The organism is Sulfurimonas limnophila (genome assembly GCF_059705345.1).
Genome location: NZ_AP046127.1, coordinates 1,336,613 through 1,359,999, shown reverse-complemented (window position 1 = coordinate 1,359,999; position 23,387 = coordinate 1,336,613). Strand labels below are relative to the sequence as shown.

Below are 23,387 nucleotides of genomic sequence, written 5' to 3'. Positions count from 1 at the left end.
ATCTCTCTGCATAATCAACATAAAAAGGAAAATTATGTCACTCAAAGTTGTACTATCTCACAAAACTCACTATAAATATGACAGATTTATTTCACTCTCTCCACATATTATCAGACTTCGCCCCGCACCACATAGTCGAACACCTATTGAGGCATACTCACTAAAAATTACGCCTGAAAATCACTTTATAAATTGGCAACAAGACCCATTTGGAAACTACCTTGCTAGAATAGTCTTTCCTGAGAAAGTAAAAGAGTTTGGGATTGATGTTGAGATTATTGCGGATTTGATATCTATAAATCCATTTGATTTTTTTGTAGACGATTCTGCACAAAATTTTCCTTTTACCTACAACAAAGAGCTACAAAAAGAGCTTGTTCCATATCTTGAGATTACAGAAGATGGAAAAAAACTTAAAAAATTTTTAGCTTCATTAGACTTAGCATCAAGACCTATTAATGACTTCTTGGTTTATCTAAACATAGAGATTTATAAACATTTAAACTACACAATTAGACTTGAAGCTGGTGTACAACCTTGTGAAATCACACTTGGTAAAAAGCTTGGAAGTTGTAGAGATTATGCATGGCTTTTTGTTCAGGCTCTTCGTCATTTAGGACTTGCTTCAAGATTTGTATCTGGTTATCTTGTGCAATTAAAAGCAGATGTTGAGTCACTTGATGGTCCTAGTGGTCCACAAGAAGACTTCACAGACCTGCACGCTTGGACTGAAGTTTATATCCCAGGGGCGGGTTGGATTGGACTTGATTCAACTAGTGGGCTTTTTGCAGGAGAGGGTCATATCCCACTAGCTTGTACTCCATCATTTGAGAGTGCTCATGCTATCGAGGGGCTGAGTGATAAGTGTGAAGCAGAACTTGAGTACTCAAACACGGTCACGAGAATCTTTGAATCTCCTCGCGTAACAAAACCATACAGAGATGATCAGTGGAGAGATATTTACAGACTTGGATTTGATGTTGATGCTGAACTAGAGCAAAATGACGTGAGACTCTCTATGGGTGGTGAGCCAACTTTTGTATCAGTTGATGATATGGAATCACCAGAGTGGAACACTGATGCTGATGGAGCGCACAAAAGAGAGCTTGCAGACAGGCTCTCTCGCAGACTTCTTTCTTCATTTACTAAAGGCGGGTTACTTCACTATGCACAAGGAAAATGGTATCCTGGAGAGCCTATTCCAAGATGGCAGACTTCTATCATCTGGAGAAAAGATAAGAAAAATATCTGGAAAAATCCAGAGCTTTTTGCAGATATGAATGAGAGCTATGCTTATACAAACGATGATGCTCAAAAATTTATAACCACACTCGCTCACACTCTAGCACTTGATAGCCAAAATATCATAAAAGCCTATGAGGACCCACTCTACTACATCATGAAAGAGGCATCTCTACCGATAGATGTTGATTTGAGTAAGATTGATTTAAAAGACCCTCTTGAGAGACAAAATATAGCAAAAGTTTTATCTAGGGGATTACATACTCCAGTGGGATTTGCTCTTCCTTTAAATTTTTTAAATAAAGAGTGGGTGAGTTCAGGATGGGAATTTAGAAGAGGAGAACTATACTTAATCCCTGGAAATTCGCCAATAGGATTTAGACTTCCGATGGATTCTTTGATGGAGAAACCAAAGCAAGAGCTCCCAGCTGGTTTTGAACCTGATCTTTTTGCAAAAGCTCCAAAACTTAAAAAGTATAGAAAAGATGCCAAAAAGAGAGTAGAGAACTCTAATGAGCTTCAGATAAAAGATAGCAAAAACTCAATCTTTGTAAGAACTGCTCTAAACATAGAGGTTAGAGATGGAAAACTATATATTTTCTTGCCACCACTTGACACAGTAGAAGCATTTTTGGAGCTTGTTGCGTCTATCGAAGCGGTTGCCAAAAAGTTAGATATAAAGATTGTTTTAGAAGGGTATGAGCCTCCTCATGATTTGCGTCTTGACACCATAAAAGTTACTCCAGACCCTGGCGTTATCGAGGTAAATATACAACCTGCAACTTCATGGGGTGACTTGAGCGATAATCTTTTAAAACTATATGATGATGCGAGAAAATCTCGTCTTGGAACTGAAAAGTTTATGCTTGATGGAAAACATACAGGAACAGGTGGCGGAAACCATGTGACGATAGGCGCTATGAAGCCCTCAGACAGCCCGCTTCTAAGACGACCTGAACTACTAAGAAGCTTGATTACATTTTGGCAGCATCACCCTGGACTATCATATCTTTTCTCAGGTGCATTCATCGGTCCAACATCTCAAGCACCGCGCGTGGATGAGGGAAGAGCTGAAAATCTTTATGAGCTAGAGATTGCATTTTCGCAGATTCCAACAGATGGGGAAGTTCCTTTTTGGCTAACAGATAGACTGTTTCGTCATATGCTAACAGATATCACTGGAAATACGCATCGTTCGGAGTTTTGTATAGATAAACTCTACTCGCCAGACTCTAGTTCTGGAAGACTCGGTATCTTAGAACTTCGTGCGTTTGATATGCCACCACACCCACAAATGGCGCTACTGCAAATGCTTCTTGTGCGAACTCTTGTTTCACTCTTTTGGAGAAAACCGTACAAGCATAAGCTTGTTCGTTGGGGAACTCAGCTTCATGATAAATTTTTACTTGAACACTATGTAAAAGATGACATCAGAGATATAGTTGAGTTTTTAAATAACGAGGGATATGAGTTTAAACTTGATTGGTTTGACCCATTTTTTGAGTTTAGATTTCCGCTTTATGGAATGGCTAGTGTTGAGAATTTTCATCTTGAACTACGAGCCGCGATAGAGCCGTGGAATGTTCTAGGTGAAGAGAGCGGCTCACAAGGAACTGCAAGATATGTGGACTCATCACTAGAGAGAGTTCAAGTCAAAGTGAGCAATTTTACTCCAGAGAGATATGTTCTTACATGTAACTCAGTTGTAGTTCCGCTAAGTCCTACTGGAATCGAGGGAGAGTTTGTCGCAGGAGTAAAATACAAAGCGTGGCAACCTTGGTCAGCTCTTCATCCAACTATTGGAGTTGATACTCCACTGGTTTTTGATGTAGTCGATAAATGGAACCAAAGATCAATCGGCGGGATGAGCTATTTTGTCTCACATCCAGGTGGGCGAACTTATGATACTTTCCCAGTAAACAGCTATGAAGCAGAGGCAAGACGCACAAATAGATTTTGGGATTTTAATCATACTCAAGGCGAGGTTGAATATATATCATCTGCTATCGTAAAACAATCAACAGTAGAGGTAAATGGTACAAAAAGAGCAGTGTTGGCAAAACAGAGTACAAAAGAGAACAAAAAGTTTTTATATCAACATGTATCACAAAGCATAGAGTATCCAAATACGCTAGACCTAAGAAGAAAGTGGGCAAAACAGTAACTTATGGCTCTTTTTGACTCCTATTTTTCAGAATCTTCTTTTGACGAGTTGTTTGATAACAACCATAACATCAGGGATTACTGGAAAGATATACTTAAAAATATAGAATTTGCTGGGTTAGACACACTAAATAAAAAACAAGCAGATATTGATTGGCATCTGCAAGATAATGGTGTTACATATAACATATACAGTAACGATAACAACATAAACCGCGCTTGGAGCCTAGACCCAATACCTTTCGTTATATGCGAGAGTGAGTGGGAAGAGATAACAAAAGGACTTATCCAAAGAGCAAAACTTCTAAATCTAATCCTAAGAGACATCTACTCCCAGCAGAGACTCATTAAAGACGGAATCATACCCGCTGAGATTATTTATGGAGACAAAGGTTATGCAACAGAAGTTTTTAACCTTGGGAACAGAGACAATTTCAATCTCTACTTTTATGCAACCGATATAGCAAGAGGTCCAGATGGCAAAATGTGGGTTATCGGAGATAAAACACAAGCTCCATCAGGGCTTGGATATGCCATAGAAAATAGACTAACTATGAACGTAATCTCTAAAGAGTTGTATCCAAATATCAGTACAAAAAAACTGTTTCACTTTATAGATGAATTTAAAGAGTTAATTAAAGATTTAGCAGATGGTGACACCTCATCAGCGGCTATCTTAACCCCTGGACCATACAATGAAACATATTTTGAACACGCTTATTTGAGTTCATTTTTAGAGATAGATTTAGTTCAGGGAGAGGATATTCTTAGTAAAAATGGTGCGCTATGGCTAAAGAGTTTGGGTGGACTTAAAAAAATAAATACACTCCTAAGAAGAGTTGATGATAGATTTTGTGATCCTCTTGAGTTAAATAGCAACTCAAAACTTGGCGTTGCTGGTTTTGTAGAATCTATGCGACAAAACAATCTAAATGTGATAAATCCAATAGGCAGCGCTATTTTAGAAAATGTTCAACTAAATCCTTTTATGAACAAAATCGCTCACTATTTTTTACAAGAAGAGCTGATTCTGCCTCAAGTTGCCACATGGTGGTGTGGTCAAAAAGAGGAGTTAAAATTTGTTATGAAAAATCTCAATCAGCTTATAGTAAAAAAAATAGATACAACGCAAGATAGTGTTGTTTATCTTGGAAAAGATTTATCAAAAAAAGAGCTTCTCTCTCTGGCTAAACTTATAAGACAAAATCCTAGCAAATATATAGCTCAAGAGGAGATAAGCTTCTCAACAACGCCTTACTATGGAGGTGGCAAAATTGAGCCAAGAAATGCTGTTATAAGAACATTTTGTCTAAAGGGCAATGATGGATATAGCGTTATGGATGGCGGACTTGTTAGAGTCTCTCCTATAAAAGATGCGCTTTTAGTATCATCACAAAAAGGCGGAACAAGTAAAGATTTATGGATACTATCAAGTAAAGATGAAGAGCACTATCAAGGTGATAACTCAAGGCATGAAAAGTATCTCATTACCGCTATAAACAATATCTCAACACTAAGAGCAGAAAATCTGTTTTGGCTGGGACGATACCTCTCAAGAGCAATTGATACTACAAGATTTATAGTGTATATTGTAAAAAAACTGACAAATCTATATCGTTATGAGATTTCAAATTCACAAGAAGCGCAAGAAATTTTGCAAAAAGCTCTAACGCACCTCACGATGACATATCCAGGGTTTTTAGACAATAATCAATCAAGTATAAATCCAACAGATGAGATTTTATCTGTAATTAAAAATAGAGCACATGGTGGTTCACTCACCTCTATAATCTATATGCTCTCAAATTCAAATATAAACCTAAAAGACCTTCTAGCTGTAAAATCAACTAAACTTTTGGAAAAAATTGGAAAAGATTTAGATCTATTTGTATCTAAAACAGATACTACAAGTATCGATATAGCCAACGAGCTCAACAAACTCTTACTCTACCTTATTGCCTACAAAGGGCTAGTTGGTGAGAGTATATTTAAAGAGCAGGGGTTAATCCTCTACGATATAGGCTACAAAATAGAGAGTGCTTCAACTCTTATCTCAAAAGCCAGATCTATGTTGTGTATAAAACTAAACAAATCAGTTACCTATGATGTCCTAGAAGCGATGCTAAACTCTATGGAGAGTATGAATGCATATAGAGCGCAGTATAAAAGCTCACTTATGCATGAGAATGTAGTGGAATTTTTAGTGCTAAATAAGCAATTTCCAAAGTCACTAGCATATATAACTACTAAATTGGCAGAGGAGTTTAAACAGCTTCCAAAGTCAAAAGATTATCTGACTGATTATGAGAAGCCAATCGCTGAGGCATGTCTGTTTTTAGATAAGTTATATATAGAAGATATTATGAGACTTCAAGATGAAGAAGTTGTATACACAGAGCTAGACAGCGCACTATCAAAGCTCTCAAACTATTTTTCAGAGTGCTCAAACGAGTTTACAAAAACCTATTTTTCACACTATGATGAGTAACAAAAATGATTTATGAAATTTACCACAAAACAACATTTAGCTATCAAAGTCTAGTAACTTTTAGTCATAACATAGCAAGAATAAAACCAGCAGATAGCGCATTTCAAAGAGTTCTTAGTTTCTCAATGGAGATAGAGCCAGAAGTTTTTGAGTTCTTTGATTTTGTAGATATGTTTGGAAATGCAAACCGACATATATTGGTTAGAGAAGCTCATCAATCTTTGAGTGTTGTTGGAAAGTCAAGGGTTGAACTGCTACCAGATTTAATGCAAAGAAGCATTAACGCTATCAAACAAAACAGTATTACTTATGCCAAAGCACTAGAGAGACTATCTAGTTTTCATCCAGATGATTTAAGTGCAAAACAGTTTTTATTTGAATCAGAACTGATACCAAATGCCTCTTTAGCAATAAAAAAATATGCTCTTGAGTCATTTCATAAAAATAGAGATATTTTTGAAGCAACTGAGGAGTTTATGAGTAGAATTTTTAATGATTTTACGTTTTTAAATGGCTTTAGCACTATTACTACGCCCATAGAGACAATCTTTGAAGCAAAAAAAGGTGTCTGCCAAGATTTTGCACAGTTTGCAATCTCGGCTCTAAGAGCGATAGGACTACCTGCAAAATATATAAGTGGGTATATCGAGACAAAGCCACCAGAAGGTGAGGAGAAACTTTTTGGAACAGATGCCTCACACGCTTGGTTTAGTGTATATATACCAAGTATGGGATGGGTGGGATTTGACCCAACTAACAACATAATACCAACGGATCAACATATCATTTTAGGCGCAGGAAGAGACTATAACGACATCTCCCCACTAAAGGGTGTGGTTTCAAGCAGTGGAGGCAGTCAGCTCTTGGTTATGGTAGATGTAAAAAGAGTGGATAGCAAGACGCTAATACAGCAACAGATGCAGATGCAAATACAATAATTGCGCGGTGTTTTATTAATCGCTCTTAATTATCCTAAAAGCTAACGCACCTTCTAAAATCAATCCATTTTTATAGCAACACACTATCATTCCATTACATGTAGATATAAAAGTATGTACAATTTCTCCATTTAGGGAGTGGACTATTTGTCCTATAACATCGCCTTTACTGATATAAGTACCCTCTTTTTTCATAGTAATAAAGATACCGCTCTTTGGAGCTTTTGCTATCTCAATATCTTCTTGTGCAGCGATAACTGACTCAAAACCATTTAAAACTCTATAATCAATAAGTTTGTTTTTACTAAGAAATTGAATAATTCCCTCAAAAATTTCATTTGAGTTATCTATATCAATCTGGTTCTTGTTTGGACAAACAATAGAGTAGGCCTTTGTCTCCCAAAGTTGCCAGTTATACTGAAGTGTTACTGTATCTACTGGGGTTAGCTCTCTATGATTTACAACTCTAAAGCCAAATGTTTTAGCACCCTCTATATCCTCAAAACCAGATTTAAAAAGTTTTACATATGGGATACAGTTAGACAAATCTTCTCTGCTCTCTAAGATAATTCCATAGGTATAACCACGAATGGCATCAAAGACTTTTTTTGCTATTCTCTGCGTTGTCTCGCCTAGTTCATAACCTGGGAACATCGTGTTTATGTTTGTCTTATCTAGTGGCCAAAATCTCTCATTTATATTTAGCGCATAACTGTTGATAGAGGGAATAACAAGTATATCTCCTCTTATTTTATCTTTATCATGAATCTTGTTTTTTAAAAAATCTACTAATTTTGAAGCACTATAAAGAGGAAGTATATTTTTACCCTCCATAGCACCAACTATGGCAACACTTGGGGCATATGGGTCGCTTCCCTCAAAGAGATACCCCTCTATAACCAAAGGAGCTCTATTTAAAGATGTAAAGTTTGCAATTTCAATTATCTTCATTTGTCTCTCTCTCCAAAGATTCTCGCAAGAAGTGAACCCTCATAAACAACTGGAAATTCACGAAGCGTAAAAAGAATACCACTATTTGGCGCGTATAGCGTATCTAAGGTAGCACCAGTCAGAGGCTCAACTATCGTGCCAATCTTCTCATTTTTTTTGATAATAGCGCAGTGGTCAAGTGCTGGAACAAAGAGCCCGCTTGATGGAGAGTTAAGATAAAATACTTCTCCAATTTCTGATAAAAAGGGCTCTCTAGCTTCAAATGATTTCTCTGTTGTTATAATTCCCTCTTTTTTCATAAGGTTTAGCATCCCACATAAGAGCTGTTCCCCATACTCTTTTGTCAGACGCATACCAACGCCCATCTCTACAACTAGAGTTTTTGTCCCGAGTGAGTTCATTGTATGCGAAAAAGTAGCTTCAAGAACCGTAACAGCGTCATGAATCCAGATAAAATCACAATTTAGCTCTTTTGCAAGAGGAAGTGTAAAGTTTGAAAACTCTTTATTTATTCTTATCTGTGGTATCTCTCTTAAGAAGATATTTGACGAGTGTATATCTATGGCAATATCACTTCCTTTTATATCCTGTACGAGAGCATGAACGAGTTGCCCAGGTAAAAATCCATCTTCTCCGCCTGGAAAAACTCTATTTAAATCAACCTCATAAAGAGGAAAACCTCTTGTTATAGTATCAATCCCCAAAGGGTTTACTGCTGGATATATATCTATAATTCCACTTATTGCATCTTGATTTTCGTTGAGCCAAGAGGTAAGGAGATAGATGGCATATTGACCCTCTAGCTCATCTCCATGTGTGCCACTGACTATGCTTATTCTTTTTAAATTATCACTTTTTTGAAGTGGTTCAAACCTGCTTCTTTTTATACTAAGTGTCTCACCAACTGGCAGTTGAGATGAGAATATCTCTTTTACTTGCATTATCATCCTACTATTATTTGTCCGATTCTTTTATCAATCTCTGCCATGATGTCCTCTTTCTCTGCATTTAGACTCTGATATGCCTCTACATCAGCTTCATTTTTACATAAGAGTTTTTTTATAATTGAATCTATATTTTTAACCACGACCTTAACTAGCTCTTTATCTGAATCAAATCTTAGATGAAAGTCTAGCTCTTCTACGACTTTGCCAAGCCTAAAAAAGTAATCACTTGATTGTCTATTTTTTCTTCTTGATAGTGTTCCCCAAATCTCACGAATGATAGAATCAGAAGAATCAATACACTGATGAGTTATATCTATCTTATTTTTAGAGGCTCTCTCAAGGATAGCATTAAGATCCATAATCTCTCCAAAAGCCTCTGTATCTATATGTGAACGACATATAATCGCATTTTCTCTTGCCATTAAAGTAAGGTTGTATATATTTGCTGAGTGTTCACCTAAAATCGCATTGTTTAAAAAACTTTGTGAATTTGTATATTTTAAATCTATACCAAATTTTTTATAAAGAGCAACTCCTTCATCTTTGTCAATGTCAATTACTGAATCGTAAGCTTTCATTACCAAAATAAAAGTTGAACCGATTCTCTCTAAGTATCTTCCAAGCCAGTATAAGTTTGTGGCTACATTTGCTGTTAATAGTTGTTCCATCTTCTACTCCATAATCCATGTATCTTTAAAACCGCCACCCTGAGATGAGTTTACTAGGTAGTTTCCAGCTTCAAGAGCATATCTTGTGAGTCCACATTCCCAAACTTTTACATCTTTGCCCATTACAACATAAGCTCTAAAATCCGCTTTTCTATCTTGCAGTTTTCCATCTATGTAGCACTTCTCATCATAAAACTCTACCAACTCCTGAGCGATAAATCTTCTAGGATCTGCTTTAATGATTAGTTTCAAATCCGCTATTTTAGTTGCCGTCATAGCGTGTCCAAACAACACGCCATATCCACCAGCTTCGGCTACATCTTTTATAACTAATTTTTCCATATTGTTAAAGATATAGTCCATATCCTCTTTGAAATATGGCAGATAAGTTGGTGCATTTTGAAGTATCGGCTCTTCGCCAAGATAGTATTTAATCATCTTTGGAACAAAATAGTATATTCCCTTATCATCAGCAACACCGTTTCCGATGCCGTTCATTATGGCTACATTTCCGCTCAGATAAGCCTCAACAAGGCCAGGAACACCGATAAGGCTGTCTGGATTAAAAAAAGATGGGTCTAAGAAATCATCATCAAGTCTTCTATAAACTGCGCCTACTTTTATAAGTCTTCCATCATAGTTTTTAAAGTACAACTTTTTATCAACAACTTTGAGCTCATGAGCGCGAACTAATTCAGCACCAATTTTATCTGCTAAATAGCTATGCTCATAATATGCAGCATTAAATCTACCTGGAGAGAGGACAATGTTTATCCCTCCACAGTTTACATAGTTCATGGCATCAGCTATATATTTTGGATACTGTTTAATTGGCTTGATTTTCATACTCTCAAAGAAATCTGGATAGATTTTTCTATATGTATCTCTGATTGAGAGTGGATAGCTAGAGCCACTAGGAACTCTTAAGTTGTCCTCTAAAATAACCCACTCATCATTTGCAGAATCTTTTACAAGGTCAATGCCATTTATGTGAGTTCTTATTTTTTGTGAGGGAGAAAAGCCTTTAAATTTTTCTAAGTAACCTTTGGCTTGAAGAACAAACTCTCTTGGTACTACGCCATCATTTATAATCTTCTCATCGGTATATAAATCCTCCAAAAACATATTTAGCGCAGTTACTCTTTGAACTAAACCTTTTTCTATTTTTGAAAAATCTTCTTTTGATATAATGCGTGGAACAACATCAAAAGGAAGGGAACGCTCTATGAAATTGCCATCTTTATATAGATTGAAATTTATTGCGAACTTGTCCATATATTTTTTAAATTCATCTATTTTTTTTCTATCTTGTTTTGAGAATATTTCCCAAAATTTTTCATGTGACTCTGTTGATTTTTCTAACAATGAACACCTCCAATTTATGACATAAAATAATTATACCATCATAAAATAAGAATAATAGAACCCCTTCAATCAATAATAAATATTTTATTACTATAGCTACACTCATTGGTGCTAAGTTTTTAAGTTAATTTTTTGATATAAGAGTTATTAAAGTAAGGCAATGTATAATTTTTTAAAATACAAATCTATATGATAAATTGGGTAAATTTTAATGTCTAGTAAATATATTTTAATTGATAAAAACATTATTCGAGAAGGCGCTACTTTTGACTTTGATATTTACTTTCCACCAGAGTCTACAACAGAGATAAAATGTTGTATAGGCAAGGGTTTTGTCGTAACATCTGAGAATAAAACAGTGTTGCAAGAGGTTGAAGCTCTATACGTAATAGATGCCGAGCATAGCGAGTATAAAAAGGACTATAAAACATATCTAGATTCAATAGTTAAAAGCAAGAATGTCAGTTTTGAAGCAGAATCTAAAGTTTTATACAAAAATGCCTCAAAAATCTTACTTGATTTTTTTGAAAATCCAGAAAATGTTACCAACTATGATTCTATAAAAAAAATAGTAGGTGACATTGTTGGAACAGTAGCAGATGAACACTTTAGAGTAAAGTCGTTGATGAGTGAAGCAACAGGTGATTATTATGTACATACACACTCTTTAAATGTAACTATTTACTCTTTGTGTTTAGGGAGTTGTATCGGACTTAGCAAAGATGAACTTCATGAGCTTGGCGAATCTGCAATGTTGCATGACATAGGAAAGAGTAAAATTGATTCTGCTATTATAGATAAAAATGGAAAGTTAACAAAAAAAGAGTTTGAAGAGGTCAAGAAGCACGCTCTCTTTGGGTATGAGATGGCAAAAAAAATTGGTATAAAAAATGAAAATATTCTGGCTGGAATAATATATCATCACGAAAAGATTGATGGTACTGGCTATCCTTGTGGACTTAAAGAGGAACATATTCCTCTTTATGCTCGTATCATAAGTATATGTAGTATTTTTAATGCAATAACAAGCAAAAGAACATACAGAGATGCTCTGCTTACTTTTGATGCTCTAAAGCTGATGAAACTTCAAATGAAAGATTATTTAGATTCTAAACTTATAAATAAATTTATCGAGATATTTAAATAAAAAAAGGAGAAATTATGAGCAGAGTTTTAGTGCCATTGGCAGATGGATTTGAAGAGATAGAAGCAATTAGTATCATAGATGTTTTAAGACGCGGTGGGATTGAGGTTGTAGTTGCTTCACTGAGTAGTAAAAATGAGGTTAAAGGTGCGCATGGCATTAGTGTTTTAGCAGATTTTGAGATAAAGAGTGTTGATACCTCTACACTTGATATGATAGTCCTTCCAGGTGGATGGGAGGGAACTCTGGCTCTTAGAGATGATAATAATGTGCAAAAAATAGTAAAAGAGATGGATAGAGATGCAAAACTGATAGGTGCAATTTGTGCGGCACCACTGGCTCTGCATAAGGCTGGAGTTTTGAAGCATAACTATACATGTTATCCAACGATTGAGACCCAGATAAGAGAAGATGGATTTAGTGATAAAGAGATGGTCGTAGAAGATGCAAATGTTATGACATCACGCGGACCAGCAACAGCTATCTGTTTTGGTCTGCAAATCGTTAAAAAACTAGCAGGCAAAGAGAAATTCCAAGAAGTCAAGAGTGAACTTCTGGCAACTTACTGTCAATAAATTTACACTATTTTTTGTATAAAGTTGTGTAATATTTATTTCTCGAAAAACAAAGTTTTTCGTAGCTTCAGGGGGTTGGAAGGGACATTTGTCCTTCCCACTAGAACGGACGTGTTCGTTTTAGTGTGTGTAATAAAATAGAAGATTTTTAAGAGATTTTTGCTCATCTAGGTTTGCAAACTCGCCTACATTTTCTAGCCTTCTCTCAAAGTTAAACTCAGGCGCAAACTCTTTAAAGAGGTTGATGATAAATTCGCTATCTAGCTCAGTTGAGTTTAGACATGCCAAAACTTGGGCATTAGGTGCAGCGATTTGAGAGAGTTTTTTTACAATTTTCTCATAATCTTTAGTCGCTTCAAAACTGCCTCTTTGAAAGGTTGGCGGATCGATGATGATGAGGTCGTATGGAGAGTTTTGTTTTATTTTTGAGAAAGATTTTAGTATGTTATATGGTAAAAAACTGACACCTTTTGGATCTATCTTGTTTAGAGAGTGATTTGCTTTACCGATTGAGAGAGAGCCTTTGCTCATATCTATGTTTGAAACGCTTAGCGCACCGCCTAACTTTGCTGCAACACTAAAGGCACATGTATAACTAAAGAGATTTAGCACTCTTTTATCTTTTGCATTTTCTCTCACAAACGCTCTGCCATTTTTCATATCTGCAAAGTAGTAGCTGTTTTGGTTTGAGATAAGGTTTAGTTTAAGCTTCATTCCATTTTCAAGTGCATAAAGGTTCTCATCAAGTTCTCCAACTAAAACCTCACCAAAAGAGCCTTTTTCATAGCGTCTTTGCACAACTAAGGTTTTATATCTTGAGGAGATAGTAAACTCTTGTAGCATCAAAATAAGCTTCTCTTCATCCTCATCTTTTGCAAAAAAAGCGACACTTAACACTTTGTCTATTGAGTCAATTGTAAGATATTTAAAACCATCATAAAGTCCGCCTCTGCCGTGAAATAGCCTCTTAAACTCCTCGGTTGCATCTTTAGAATTTTCTATCAGTAAGACCCTTAACTCTTCAATATTCATTTTTTTATCCAATAATTTTAATTAATAACTCTTATAAATTGTATAATTTTAACTATTTATTGAATAAAAGGCAAAATTTGAATAAAAAAGTTGTTGTTATTGGCGGTGGTTATGGCGGACTGCGTGCAATAGAATTTTTGGCACAACAGAGTGATATGGATGTAACGCTAATAGATAAACACCCATACCACTACCTACAAACTGAGGCTTATGGATATATAGCTGGTAGATTTGATTTGCATGACGTTGTAATTGACTTACAAGATTGGTGCAGTGGGTTTAAGAAAAAAGTGACATTTGTTTATGACAATGTTGTGAGTGTTGATTTTGAATCACAAAGTGTTGAAGTCTGCAAAGGGGCTTTCTCTTATGACTATCTCATAATAGCAACTGGCGCTAAAACAAACTTTTTCTCTTTTATTGAAGGCTTAAGAGAGCATAGTTTTGGAGTTAAGAGTCTTCATAGAGCGCATAACTTTAGAGCTGAGTTTGAAAATCTAATATATAAAAAACTTCAAAATGAAGAGGTGCAAGAGATAAACCTTGCCATTGGCGGAGCAGGGCTTAGCGGTGTTGAAGTTGCAGCTGAGATGGCAAATGTAGTAGAGGTCTATAAAAAAACAATAGGCAGCAGAGTAAATAACATAAAAATATATCTCATTGACGCAAGTGAGACTATTTTGCCAGGGATGAGTAGTTTCTTGATAAATAGCACACACAAAAGACTCGAAGAGTTGGGTGTAAATATTTTAACAAACGCTTTTATTGATAAGATGGATGAAAACTTTATCTACTTCAAAAATCAAGATGCTATAAAATACCATTTTATGATATTTACAGGCGGTATAAAAGCGTCTGATTTGAATGAAGCTATAGATGTAGAGAAAAACAGAATCTCTCAATTTATTCCAGACAAGATGTTAAATATAGCTCAAAGAAAAAACGTATTTGCCATAGGAGATTGTGTAGAGATACGTGACGCAACTGGCGGTATCCTTCCTCCAACTGCTCAAACAGCCGAGAGAAGTGCAGAATATGTGGCTGAGTCTATCCGTAAAAACATTGACAACAAAAGCATAAAACCATTTGACGCTAAAGTTCTTGGAGTCTTCATCGCTCTTGGTGGAAGATGGGCAAGTGGGGAACTCTTTGGAGTGATAAAAGTAAAAGGATATAGTGCGTATCTGCTAAAAAAAGCCATAACATACGCTTACTATTTAGGGCTTCGTCTTCGTATAAACACAGGATATAAAAATAGGATAAAAAATCCCAAGTAGTTATATCTTCTCCCAAAAACTCCCTTGAGGAGTATCCATAAGATTTACGTTATAAGCTAAAATCTCATCTCTTATCGCGTCTGAAGCTGCAAAATCTTTTGCGCTCTTTGCCTCATCTCTCATCTGTATAAGTGTTGCAATCTTTGTTTTTGTCTCTTCATCAACTCCAAACTGAAAGTACTCATAAGGATTTTTTTCGCCAAAACCTAAAAGCTTTTCTATGTATGAGAGATTTGAGAGAGTTTCGCGTTTTAGCTCTTTATGCTTTCCTGCGGTATCTAGCGTCTCATTTGCACGAGTTATCATCTCATCTATCAGCGCCAAAGAAGCAGAGATATTTAAATCATCACTAAGAGTACCAAGAAGCTCGTTTTGAAATAAAGTTTTCTCATTTTCATGAGTTAGCCCAAAGAGTCGCTTTTTAACTCTATAAACCTTATCAAGGCGTTTTTTTGCAGTTGCCAAATCTTCTTCATTAAAGTTAAAGTTGCTTCTGTAATGTGTACTAAGAAGATAAAAGCGTAAAACTTCTCCCTCATATATCTTTAGCGCATCTTTTAGAAAAAAACTGTTTCCAAGACTTTTGCTCATCTTCTCACCATCAATGTTTACAAAGCCATTGTGCATCCAGTAAGCTGCGAGTGCGTGGTTGGTTGCACATCTAGTTTGTGCTGCTTCGTTTTCATGATGAGGAAAGAGCAAATCTGCTCCGCCTCCATGAATATCTACTGCAAACTTTGCATCAGGTTTGCTTAAGTGCTTCTCTATCATAGCTGAACACTCTAGATGCCACCCAGGGCGACCTTTGCCAAAAGGAGAGTCAAATGTTACGCTATCATCATCCACGCTTTTCCAGAGTGCAAAATCCGCTGCGTTTTTCTTGTGTGATGAGCTCTCTACACGCTGGAGTTTATCACTATCATCTTGAACTCTTTTTGATAATGTGAGATATTCGTTATCACTTGAAGTATCAAAATATACATCCCCATTAGCTGTTTTATATGCATGTTTGTTATCAAGAAGTTTTTGTATAAGCGCATACATAGCATCTAGTGACTCTGTCGCTTTAGGCTCTATATTTGGGCGTTTTATGCCAAGAAGAGCCATCTCTTTATGATAAGCATCCGTATAAAAGTCTGTTATCTCTTTGATAGTTTTGTTTTGCTCTAGTGCTTTTTTGATGATTTTATCATCTATGTCAGTAATGTTTCTAGCATAAGTCACTTCATAACCATTAGCACTCAAAACTCTACAGAGCAGGTCAAAAACCAAAGCACTCTTAGCATGTCCTAAATGTGCATCATCATAAACAGTAGGACCACATACATAAAGTGAGACTTTCCCATCAACTTGAGGTATAAACTCTCTTTTTATCTTTTTCGCCGAATCAAATATAAACACTGATGAAATCCTTCAAAACTATAAGTATAATTGTAAAAATCGAAGAGCCAATTAAGAGATAGATTGCTTTTTTGTTTCGGAGTATATCAAAAAAATCTTTTACTCCAAATGCTTTTATGGTCATAATAAAGCCTATAAAACCGCTGATTGTTCCAGCTAGTGCTAAACCAGAAGCTCCTAGAGGGGTGATGAGAATTAGGGCAAATGCAATATAGAAGAGAAGAGAAAAGGTTGCTATTTTTGCGGCATGAAGCTGTTGTTCGTTTGCATATAACCAAAGTAAAAATAGTTTTTGAAGACCAAGCGGCAGAAGTCCTAACATGTACATTTGAAGTATTTGAGCAGTTACAAGCGTATCTTTTGCTGTAAATGAGCCTCTCTCAAATAAAAACCAGATAATCTCATACGAGAGGATATAACCGCCTATCGTACTTGCACTGAGTAGAGCGGCTAAAAACCAAAAAGCCTTTCGCATATACTCTCTTGCTTTTTTCTCATCACCATTTTTTATATATCTTGCTATTGATGGAAAGAGCGCTATAGAAGTTGCTATTGCAAAAAGAGCAAGAGGGAGTTGAAAAATACGGTTGGCATAGTATAGATAACTGATAGAACCAGTTGCTAGAAATGAAGCCAAAAACGTATCTAAAAAGGCACTAACTTGAGGAGTTGAGTTCCCCCACATAGCAGGAAAAAACTGTTTTTTAAATTTTTTGCTATCTTCTTTTATGAGATGTGATTTTTCTCTTATATATTTAAAACCGCCATATAAAGGTTTAAAAAGAGCTAGATTGTAAAGAGCTATGATATGTGCTATTAGTTGTAAAATACCGCCAATAACTACACCAAAACTAAGATAGTAGACTATCTCGCTTTGACTTTTATCTTCACTAAGCAGTAACGCTATGATGAGCGAGATATTTAAGAGTGCAGTAGAAAATGCTGTTGTAGCAAAGTGGCGTTTATACTGAAGCATAGTGCTCAAAAAAGTAACCCCAAAGATAAGAGGCAAGTACCAAAAGTTTATAGCAACATATGGGGCTGATAACTCAATTGTCTTTTCATCAAACCCAACTGCGATTGCTGAGGCAGCAAGAGAGGGCATAATATTTACTAGCAGAGTTATAACAAGGATAATTGATAAAAATAGTAAAAATATATTTGCAGAAAAAAGAGATTTATGTCTTGCGTGAGCATAAGCGGGGATAAAAGCTTGAGTGAAAGCACCTTCGGCGAATATTCGTCTAAAAAGGTTTGGCAGTTTAAAGGCGACAAAAAATATATCACTATATATATTTGCGCCAAGAGCAGAAGCTGTTAACATGTCTCGCAAAAATCCTAAAATTCTTGAGAACAAAATTCCAAAGCTGTTGGTAAATATGGCTTTAAACATGGGCTTCTTTTGGGTAATATGATAACTTTTACGAAAGTTTAACAAATGTTTGATTAAAATGTAGAGTTTATTTTTTTTAAAAATTTAAAGTTAGGTTGAAAGTATGGGATTATTTGGTTCGAGTAGCAATACAGAAGAAATAGTAAAAACAATTCGCCCAACTGTTGTAAAAACCCAAAACGTTGCTAAAGAACTTATAGAAATAGCAAAAAAAAATGGAGTTAGTACAAGCAGTCTGGATTTTGACATACTAGATATACAAACATATACAAGAAGAAACAAAGAAAATGTCGAGCTGGAATGGGAAGCGATAAGCAGAAATGAACTACGAGAATTAGATGATGCTGCATCAATTTTAAATAAAGATTTTCAGATTAAGCAGACATACGAAATAGAAGTTTATTCAAAAAACGATGATAACGTTTTTAAAGATTTTAACGCTGCAATAGGAGCCAATGCTACTAAGTGCAAAGTTTATCTGAGTATAAAAGAGGGTTCGCAAGTTATTGTCACTCCAAGGATTGAAGAAGAATTTTTAAAGTATATAAATAAGAGCAAAGTTCGTGCAGGTATTTTGTTAGATATTTTTGATGAGATGGTTCCTGAGATAATATCTAGAGTTTCAGTTACTGCAAAAGTAGACGGAATTGTAAAATATGATAAAAACCAAACGATACTTATATCTGAGGGTTATGAACCAGCAGCTACTATAAATGATGAGCTCATAAAGCACTATGAAAAAGAGACTGCAACAGATGCGCATGAAAAGGTTGATTACTCTAAGAGAGGTTTTATTCACAGCGTATTAGAAGATGAGTTGCTTATGGAATATATAAAGCCAAAAAAAGGCAAAGCTGGAAGAAACTGTCGTGGTGAGTTTATGGAGCCCTCTGAGCCTAGAGTTAAATATGCACCTGACTTTACAGTTGATGAAACAATAGAGATAATAGATTCAAAAGATAATATTCTCTACAAGGCAAAAAAAAGCGGATACATAAGCTTTGAAGCAAAAAAATATCAGATAAAATCAGAGATGGATATTGGTGAAATATCTTTTAAAACAACAGGCTCTATTTTGACTGGATTGGATTCTGATGTCTCTTTAAGTGTCAAAGAGAGTGACTCCCAAAAAGATGCAATAGGCAACGGCATGGAAGTTGAAGTTAGCGAGATAGATATTAGCGGAAATGTAGGCCCAAACTCAAAAATACATGCAAAAAGAGCCACAGTAGAGGGACAAACTCATAAAACATCGCAAATAACCGCTAACAACCTAACTATCAATGTTCACAAAGGTAGTGCTAAAGGCGATAACATCAAGATAACACGCTTAGAACATGGGTTGGTTGAGGGAAAAAAAGTTGAGATTACTCAAGCTCTAGGCGGAAATATAAGAGCTAAAGATATAGAGATTGGTATCTGTACTTCTCATGTTAAAGCGACAGCTTCAAGGCTGATAGAGATAAAAAAACTTCAAGGAAGTGAAAACGTCTTTACAATTGACCCAATTTTACAACAAGAGAAGATTGAAGATTTTAGTGAAAATAAAAGTGAGATCAGTGAGCTAAAAACAAGTATCGATGATATTAAAAAAGAGATAGACAGATATAGAAAATTAGTTATAGACAACACGGACGCTTTTAATGAAGTCAAAAAAAGATTGATGCATTACAAAAAAAATGGAATTAAAATGCCATCATCTTTTGTGACTAAATATAAACAATTCTTAAAGATTCAAGAGTACTTGGAGATAATAACCAACGAGTACAAAGTTAAAAATGACAAACTGACTCTTCTAACGACTAAAACAGCCTCTTTTCAAGATAATATTTTTGATGCACGAATCATAAACAGAGATAGATGGAGTGGGCATAATGAGATTGTTTTTAGACTTGTTGATCCTCCAATTGAACTTAGTTACAAGCCAAAAGAGGGCTCTATGGATAAGGTGTTCGCAATTGTAGAAGATAAAGATGGAGTTTATGAGATAAAGGCGGTAAAAGAGTGATAGTAGGGGTAAGAGGAAAGATTGTTTCCAAAGAGCCTTCGTTTGTTCATGTAGATGTTAGTGGTGTTGTTTATGAAGTTTTTATATCATTGCAAAGTTTTTCTGCCATAGGTGGCGATGAAGTTAAGCTGTTTACTTCACATATCATACGAGAAGATGCGCAGTTACTTTATGGATTTTTAGAACTTAGTGAGAAAAAACTATTTGAGCGTCTTATTAAAATAAACGGAGTTGGTCCAAAAGTAGCGATGGCTATATGCTCTACATATACTCCTTCTCAATTTGCAGTTGTTTTGAACAATAAAGATATAACAGGAGTTCAAAGAGTCCCTGGTATTGGTCCTAAAAGTGCTGGAAGGATTTTAGTGGAGCTTAGTGGCTTTGATACTGAACTAATATCATCTACGGACGAACCAAAAAGCTTATCAGTTTCTCAAGCAAGTGAGGCACTAGAGTCATTAGGATTTAAAAAAGATAAAATTTTAAAAGCATTAAGTTCATGTAGCGCAGTTGATACAGCGACATTAGTAAAAGAGGCATTAAAGCTTCTCAAAACAATTTAAAAGAGGTATATATTGAAGTTAACTATTTTATTCGGCGGTGCTAGTTTTGAGCATGAAATCAGCATAGTAAGTGCAATTACACTTAAAGCAAAATTATCAAATTATGAGTTAAATTTTATTTTTTGTGATCAAGACCATTCGTTTTATCTTATTGATGCATCAAAAATGAGAGCTACAACATTTTCAAGAGGTGAATATAAAAAGATGCCAAAGCTCTCATTAGCGCATGGCTCTTTTGTTAAAAAGGGACTTTTTAGCTCTTTTGAAATTAGCGATACTGTTTTAAATCTTATTCATGGTGGAGACGGAGAAGATGGAACAATCGCTGCAATTCTTGATTTTTTCTCAATCAAGTACATCGGACCAAGAGTAGATGCGAGTGTCTTCTCTTATGATAAAAGATACACTAAATGGCTCTGCCAAGCAAGAGGTGTTAAATGTCTTGATTCACAAGAGTTAAGTTCAAGTGAACACTCAAATATAAAAATTGCTTACCCTATTATCGTAAAGCCATCACGTCTTGGAAGCTCTATTGGTGTTAGCATAGTAAAAGATGAGAGTAAGCTTGACTATGCCCTTGATAGCGCATTTGAATTTGATAACTCAGTTATAGTTGAACCATTTTTAGAGGGTGTAAAAGAGTATAACTTAGCTGGTTTTAGCGCAAACTCAAAATTTTATTTCTCTATAATTGAAGAGCCTCAAAAAGAGGAATTCTTAGATTTTGAGAAAAAATATATGGATTTTTCAAGAAGTGGAGATGTAGAGGGTGCTCAGATAAGCAAAGAGCTAGAGTTAAAGTTAAGAGCAAGTTTTGAGAAAATTTATAAAAATCTATTTGAAGGCGCACTTATTAGATGTGACTTCTTTGTTGTTAATGGAGAGGTATTTTTAAATGAGATAAATCCAATCCCAGGGTCTATGGCAAACTACCTTTTTGAAGATTTCGGGGGCTCTTTAAAACTCCTTGCAGATTCACTTCCTCACACAAAAAGAGCTAAAGTAAATTATGAGTATATACACTCAATATCTAAAGCCAAAGGAAAGTAATGGCTGTAAAGTCAATACAGTTCAAAGAGCATACTATAGATATAAGTTATGAGATATTAAATCCAGACGCGAGTGTAGATATGATTGTTTTACATGGATGGGGAAGTAATAAAGCTCTTATGAAAAAGGCTTTTGCTCCATATATGGATACATTTAGACATATCTATATAGATTTACCAGGATTTGGAGGCTCTACTTGTAATCTTGCGTTAGAGACGAAAGATTATGCAAGAATAGTCGAACTTTTGATGATTCATTTAAATGCTTCTAAAGATATTATAGTAGGTCACTCTTTTGGTGGAAAGGTTGCTCTTTTACTTGAACCTTCTGTTTTAGTTCTACTCTCAAGTGCAGGAATTTATAGAACAAAATCTCTAAAAATAAGAGCAAAAATAGCACTGTTTAAATTTTTGAAACTCTTTGGACTGAGTAAATTTAGAGAGTTTTTTGTAGCAGCTGATGCAAAAAAACTAAGTGAGCCAATGTATCAAACATTTAAAAATGTTGTAGATGAGGATTTTTCAAAAGAGTTTGCTTCTTTTGATGGAAAAGCTCTTCTGTGCTGGGGAAGAGATGATAGCGCAACACCACTAAGCAGCGGAGTAAAGATGCAAAAACTCATACAAGACTCAATGCTTAGTGTTTATGATGGTGATCACTACTTCTTTTTAAAACATGCAAAAGATGTATCACAAAATATACAAAACACATTTTTAAAAACATTGGAACATAAATAATGCAAGATTATGAAATTTTTATAGCATTTGTAACAAATACACTTTTTGTTTTGATTTTGGGATGGTACCTTATCACAAACCTTCAGTGGTATGATTATAAACTCTCTCGTGTGCTCTTAAAGCACCATAAGCCTCATTGGCATATTATCTACTTTTTTATTCCATTTATCGCCTACTACACAACTGGGAAATTTTTTATAATATTTTTCTTTTTTGCTATCCTACCAGCTATCTTTTTGTGGCATAAAAAACTAGATAAAAAACTTGTCCTTACTTGGAGAGTAAAGAGATTTTTGATACTTCTTATCTCTTTGGTACTTTTCCAAAATGTCCTCTGCACAATCAAAAATGCTTGTGAAGTTTATGGTGTCTTTATGCCCTTGTTTGTGGCTTATATCGGTAGTTTTGCCATAGAGAAGTTTCTCTTTACATCTTTTAAAAGAGAGGCAAAAAAGAAGTTGCGCAGTATGGAAAAACTCCAGATAGTTGCTATTACTGGGAGTTATGGCAAAACAAGTATTAAAAATTTTGTTGCTCAAATTCTTAGTAAAAAGTTTACGGTTTATGCAACTCCAAGAAGCGTAAATACATTAGGTGGAATCATTAGAGATATAAATGAGTCTCTGCCAAAGAGTAGTGAAATATATGTTTGTGAAGCAGGAGCAAGACAGAGTGGCGATATATATGAAATAACAACTTTTTTAGAGCCTCAAAATGTTGTTGTTGGTAAAGTTGGTTTAGCTCACGTTGAGTACTTTAAAACTCTGCAAAACATTATCTCTACAAAACTAGAAATTATGAAATCTCCAAGACTGCAACATGCCTTTATCCACACTTCAGTGACAAATGAACCTCATGATAAGGTTACTTTTTTTGGAGATGAGATACAAAATATAGATGCAAAATTGGATGGAACTGATTTTGAGATGAAACTAGATGATGGAGTTTTATCACTTCATACTGAGGTTTTAGGCTCATTCCAAACTATGAATATCGCAGTGGCAGTTAGAATCGCTAAAACTTTTGGCATGAGTAACGATGAGATAATAAAAGCAGTTAGAGATTTAAAACCAGTAGAGCATAGACTTCAGATGATAAAAGCTGGAGGAAAACTAATCCTTGATGATGGTTATAATGGAAATATAGATGGGATGTTAGAAGCTATCAGACTCTGCTCTTTGCATACTGGAAGAAAAGTCATCATAACTCCAGGGCTTGTTGAGAGCAGTGATGAGTTAAACCTAAAACTTATCGAAGCAATAAATGGCGTCTTTGAGATAGTTATAGTTACTGGCGCATTAAACGCAGAGCTTTTTGATAAAAACCTAAACGTAAAAAACAAGATAATACTTCAAGATAAGTCAAAGATTGAGTCACTTCTTGCATCACAAACAAAAGCAGGAGACATTATCCTCTTTGCAAATGATGCACCTAATTTTATATAG

At 35.3% G+C, this 23,387-nt stretch carries 18 protein-coding genes; 11 read left to right on the top strand and 7 right to left on the bottom strand.

Features of this window, described 5'->3' with window-relative positions; all coding sequences use genetic code 11:
* The first annotated feature begins 34 nt into the window (after nucleotides 1-34).
* Genes AC6H33_RS06825 through AC6H33_RS06815 form a run of 3 tightly spaced genes read left to right on the top strand, consistent with a single transcriptional unit; the run spans nucleotide 35 to nucleotide 6,831 of the window.
* The gene (locus tag AC6H33_RS06825) at nucleotides 35-3,406 is read left to right on the top strand and encodes a transglutaminase family protein (protein ID WP_497604136.1); all 3,372 of its coding nucleotides are present in this window, start codon (nucleotides 35-37) and stop codon (nucleotides 3,404-3,406) included.
* A 3-nt stretch (nucleotides 3,407-3,409) separates the two neighbouring features.
* Entirely contained in the window at nucleotides 3,410-5,893 is a 2,484-nt protein-coding gene (locus AC6H33_RS06820) for a circularly permuted type 2 ATP-grasp protein (protein ID WP_497604135.1), read from the top strand.
* Nucleotides 5,894-5,898: 5 nt separating this feature from the next.
* On the top strand, nucleotides 5,899-6,831 hold the full coding sequence (locus tag AC6H33_RS06815; protein ID WP_497604134.1) for a transglutaminase family protein: 933 nt from the start codon (nucleotides 5,899-5,901) through the stop codon (nucleotides 6,829-6,831).
* A 15-nt stretch (nucleotides 6,832-6,846) separates the two neighbouring features.
* On the opposite strand, the gene AC6H33_RS06810 is transcribed toward AC6H33_RS06815, so the two are convergent.
* From AC6H33_RS06810 to AC6H33_RS06795, 4 genes are read right to left on the bottom strand one after another with little or no spacing between them, the layout of a single operon-like run.
* Nucleotides 6,847-7,782 (bottom strand): M14 family metallopeptidase, encoded by a 936-nt coding sequence (locus AC6H33_RS06810; protein WP_497604133.1) that lies wholly within the window; start codon nucleotides 7,780-7,782, stop codon nucleotides 6,847-6,849.
* Nucleotides 7,779-8,723 (bottom strand): M14 family metallopeptidase, encoded by a 945-nt coding sequence (locus AC6H33_RS06805; RefSeq protein WP_497604132.1) that lies wholly within the window; start codon nucleotides 8,721-8,723, stop codon nucleotides 7,779-7,781. Before AC6H33_RS06805 ends, AC6H33_RS06810 begins: the two co-directional genes overlap by 4 nt.
* A 2-nt stretch (nucleotides 8,724-8,725) precedes the next feature.
* Nucleotides 8,726-9,397 carry an alpha-E domain-containing protein gene (locus AC6H33_RS06800; protein WP_497604131.1) on the bottom strand — a complete coding sequence of 224 codons (672 nt, stop codon included), beginning with the start codon at nucleotides 9,395-9,397 and terminating at the stop codon, nucleotides 8,726-8,728.
* Between the two features lie 3 nt (nucleotides 9,398-9,400).
* On the bottom strand, nucleotides 9,401-10,762 hold the full coding sequence (locus tag AC6H33_RS06795; protein WP_497604130.1) for a circularly permuted type 2 ATP-grasp protein: 1,362 nt from the start codon (nucleotides 10,760-10,762) through the stop codon (nucleotides 9,401-9,403).
* A 211-nt stretch (nucleotides 10,763-10,973) separates the two neighbouring features.
* Here AC6H33_RS06795 and AC6H33_RS06790 point away from each other — a divergent pair, with 211 nt between their 5' ends.
* Both AC6H33_RS06790 and AC6H33_RS06785 read left to right on the top strand, forming a co-directional pair.
* Complete coding sequence (locus tag AC6H33_RS06790; protein WP_497604129.1) at nucleotides 10,974-11,909, top strand: HD-GYP domain-containing protein; 936 nt, start codon at nucleotides 10,974-10,976, stop codon at nucleotides 11,907-11,909.
* A 14-nt stretch (nucleotides 11,910-11,923) separates the two neighbouring features.
* A complete protein-coding gene (locus AC6H33_RS06785; protein ID WP_497604128.1) occupies nucleotides 11,924-12,481 on the top strand; it encodes a DJ-1 family glyoxalase III in 558 nt (185 codons plus the stop codon).
* 120 nt (nucleotides 12,482-12,601) lie between these two features.
* Here the strand turns inward: AC6H33_RS06785 and AC6H33_RS06780 are convergent, their stop codons facing one another.
* Entirely contained in the window at nucleotides 12,602-13,513 is a 912-nt protein-coding gene (locus tag AC6H33_RS06780; protein ID WP_497604127.1) for a class I SAM-dependent methyltransferase, read from the bottom strand.
* 77 nt (nucleotides 13,514-13,590) lie between these two features.
* Here AC6H33_RS06780 and AC6H33_RS06775 point away from each other — a divergent pair, with 77 nt between their 5' ends.
* Entirely contained in the window at nucleotides 13,591-14,790 is a 1,200-nt protein-coding gene (locus AC6H33_RS06775; RefSeq protein WP_497604126.1) for an NAD(P)/FAD-dependent oxidoreductase, read from the top strand.
* Here AC6H33_RS06775 and cysS read toward each other — a convergent pair whose 3' ends face one another.
* On the bottom strand, nucleotides 14,791-16,191 hold the full coding sequence (gene cysS / locus AC6H33_RS06770; protein ID WP_497604125.1) for a cysteine--tRNA ligase: 1,401 nt from the start codon (nucleotides 16,189-16,191) through the stop codon (nucleotides 14,791-14,793).
* Nucleotides 16,178-17,584: a murein biosynthesis integral membrane protein MurJ gene (murJ, locus tag AC6H33_RS06765; protein WP_497604124.1), complete on the bottom strand. Its 1,407-nt coding sequence runs from the start codon at nucleotides 17,582-17,584 to the stop codon at nucleotides 16,178-16,180. The genes cysS and murJ overlap by 14 nt, the downstream gene beginning before the upstream one ends.
* Before the next feature lie 103 nt (nucleotides 17,585-17,687).
* On the opposite strand from murJ, the gene AC6H33_RS06760 reads away from it, so the two are divergent.
* Genes AC6H33_RS06760 through AC6H33_RS06740 form a run of 5 tightly spaced genes read left to right on the top strand, consistent with a single transcriptional unit; the run spans nucleotide 17,688 to nucleotide 23,387 of the window.
* Entirely contained in the window at nucleotides 17,688-19,592 is a 1,905-nt protein-coding gene (locus AC6H33_RS06760) for a flagellar assembly protein A (RefSeq protein WP_497604123.1), read from the top strand.
* Entirely contained in the window at nucleotides 19,589-20,155 is a 567-nt protein-coding gene (gene ruvA, locus AC6H33_RS06755; RefSeq protein WP_497604122.1) for a Holliday junction branch migration protein RuvA, read from the top strand. The genes AC6H33_RS06760 and ruvA overlap by 4 nt, the downstream gene beginning before the upstream one ends.
* Nucleotides 20,156-20,167: 12 nt before the next feature.
* Entirely contained in the window at nucleotides 20,168-21,205 is a 1,038-nt protein-coding gene (locus tag AC6H33_RS06750; RefSeq protein ID WP_497604121.1) for a D-alanine--D-alanine ligase, read from the top strand.
* The gene (estV, locus tag AC6H33_RS06745) at nucleotides 21,205-21,942 is read left to right on the top strand and encodes an EstV family lipase (RefSeq protein WP_497604120.1); all 738 of its coding nucleotides are present in this window, start codon (nucleotides 21,205-21,207) and stop codon (nucleotides 21,940-21,942) included. The genes AC6H33_RS06750 and estV overlap by 1 nt, the downstream gene beginning before the upstream one ends.
* Nucleotides 21,942-23,387, top strand: a complete 1,446-nt coding sequence (locus tag AC6H33_RS06740) for a Mur ligase family protein (protein WP_497604119.1) — start codon at nucleotides 21,942-21,944, stop codon at nucleotides 23,385-23,387. Before estV ends, AC6H33_RS06740 begins: the two co-directional genes overlap by 1 nt.

Excerpts from the sequence above, each read along its gene's own strand:
- estV (WP_497604120.1), top strand. The coding sequence starts at position 21,205 with ATGGCTGTAAAGTCAATACAGTTCAAAGAGCATACTATAGATATAAGT.
- AC6H33_RS06740 (WP_497604119.1), top strand. The coding sequence starts at position 21,942 with ATGCAAGATTATGAAATTTTTATAGCATTTGTAACAAATACACTTTTT.
- murJ (WP_497604124.1), bottom strand. The coding sequence starts at position 17,584 with ATGTTTAAAGCCATATTTACCAACAGCTTTGGAATTTTGTTCTCAAGA.
- AC6H33_RS06760 (WP_497604123.1), top strand. The coding sequence starts at position 17,688 with ATGGGATTATTTGGTTCGAGTAGCAATACAGAAGAAATAGTAAAAACA.
- AC6H33_RS06825 (WP_497604136.1), top strand. The coding sequence starts at position 35 with ATGTCACTCAAAGTTGTACTATCTCACAAAACTCACTATAAATATGAC.
- AC6H33_RS06805 (WP_497604132.1), bottom strand. The coding sequence starts at position 8,723 with ATGCAAGTAAAAGAGATATTCTCATCTCAACTGCCAGTTGGTGAGACA.
- AC6H33_RS06810 (WP_497604133.1), bottom strand. The coding sequence starts at position 7,782 with ATGAAGATAATTGAAATTGCAAACTTTACATCTTTAAATAGAGCTCCT.
- AC6H33_RS06815 (WP_497604134.1), top strand. The coding sequence starts at position 5,899 with ATGATTTATGAAATTTACCACAAAACAACATTTAGCTATCAAAGTCTA.
- AC6H33_RS06785 (WP_497604128.1), top strand. The coding sequence starts at position 11,924 with ATGAGCAGAGTTTTAGTGCCATTGGCAGATGGATTTGAAGAGATAGAA.
- AC6H33_RS06790 (WP_497604129.1), top strand. The coding sequence starts at position 10,974 with ATGTCTAGTAAATATATTTTAATTGATAAAAACATTATTCGAGAAGGC.
- AC6H33_RS06820 (WP_497604135.1), top strand. The coding sequence starts at position 3,410 with ATGGCTCTTTTTGACTCCTATTTTTCAGAATCTTCTTTTGACGAGTTG.
- AC6H33_RS06780 (WP_497604127.1), bottom strand. The coding sequence starts at position 13,513 with ATGAATATTGAAGAGTTAAGGGTCTTACTGATAGAAAATTCTAAAGAT.
- AC6H33_RS06800 (WP_497604131.1), bottom strand. The coding sequence starts at position 9,397 with ATGGAACAACTATTAACAGCAAATGTAGCCACAAACTTATACTGGCTT.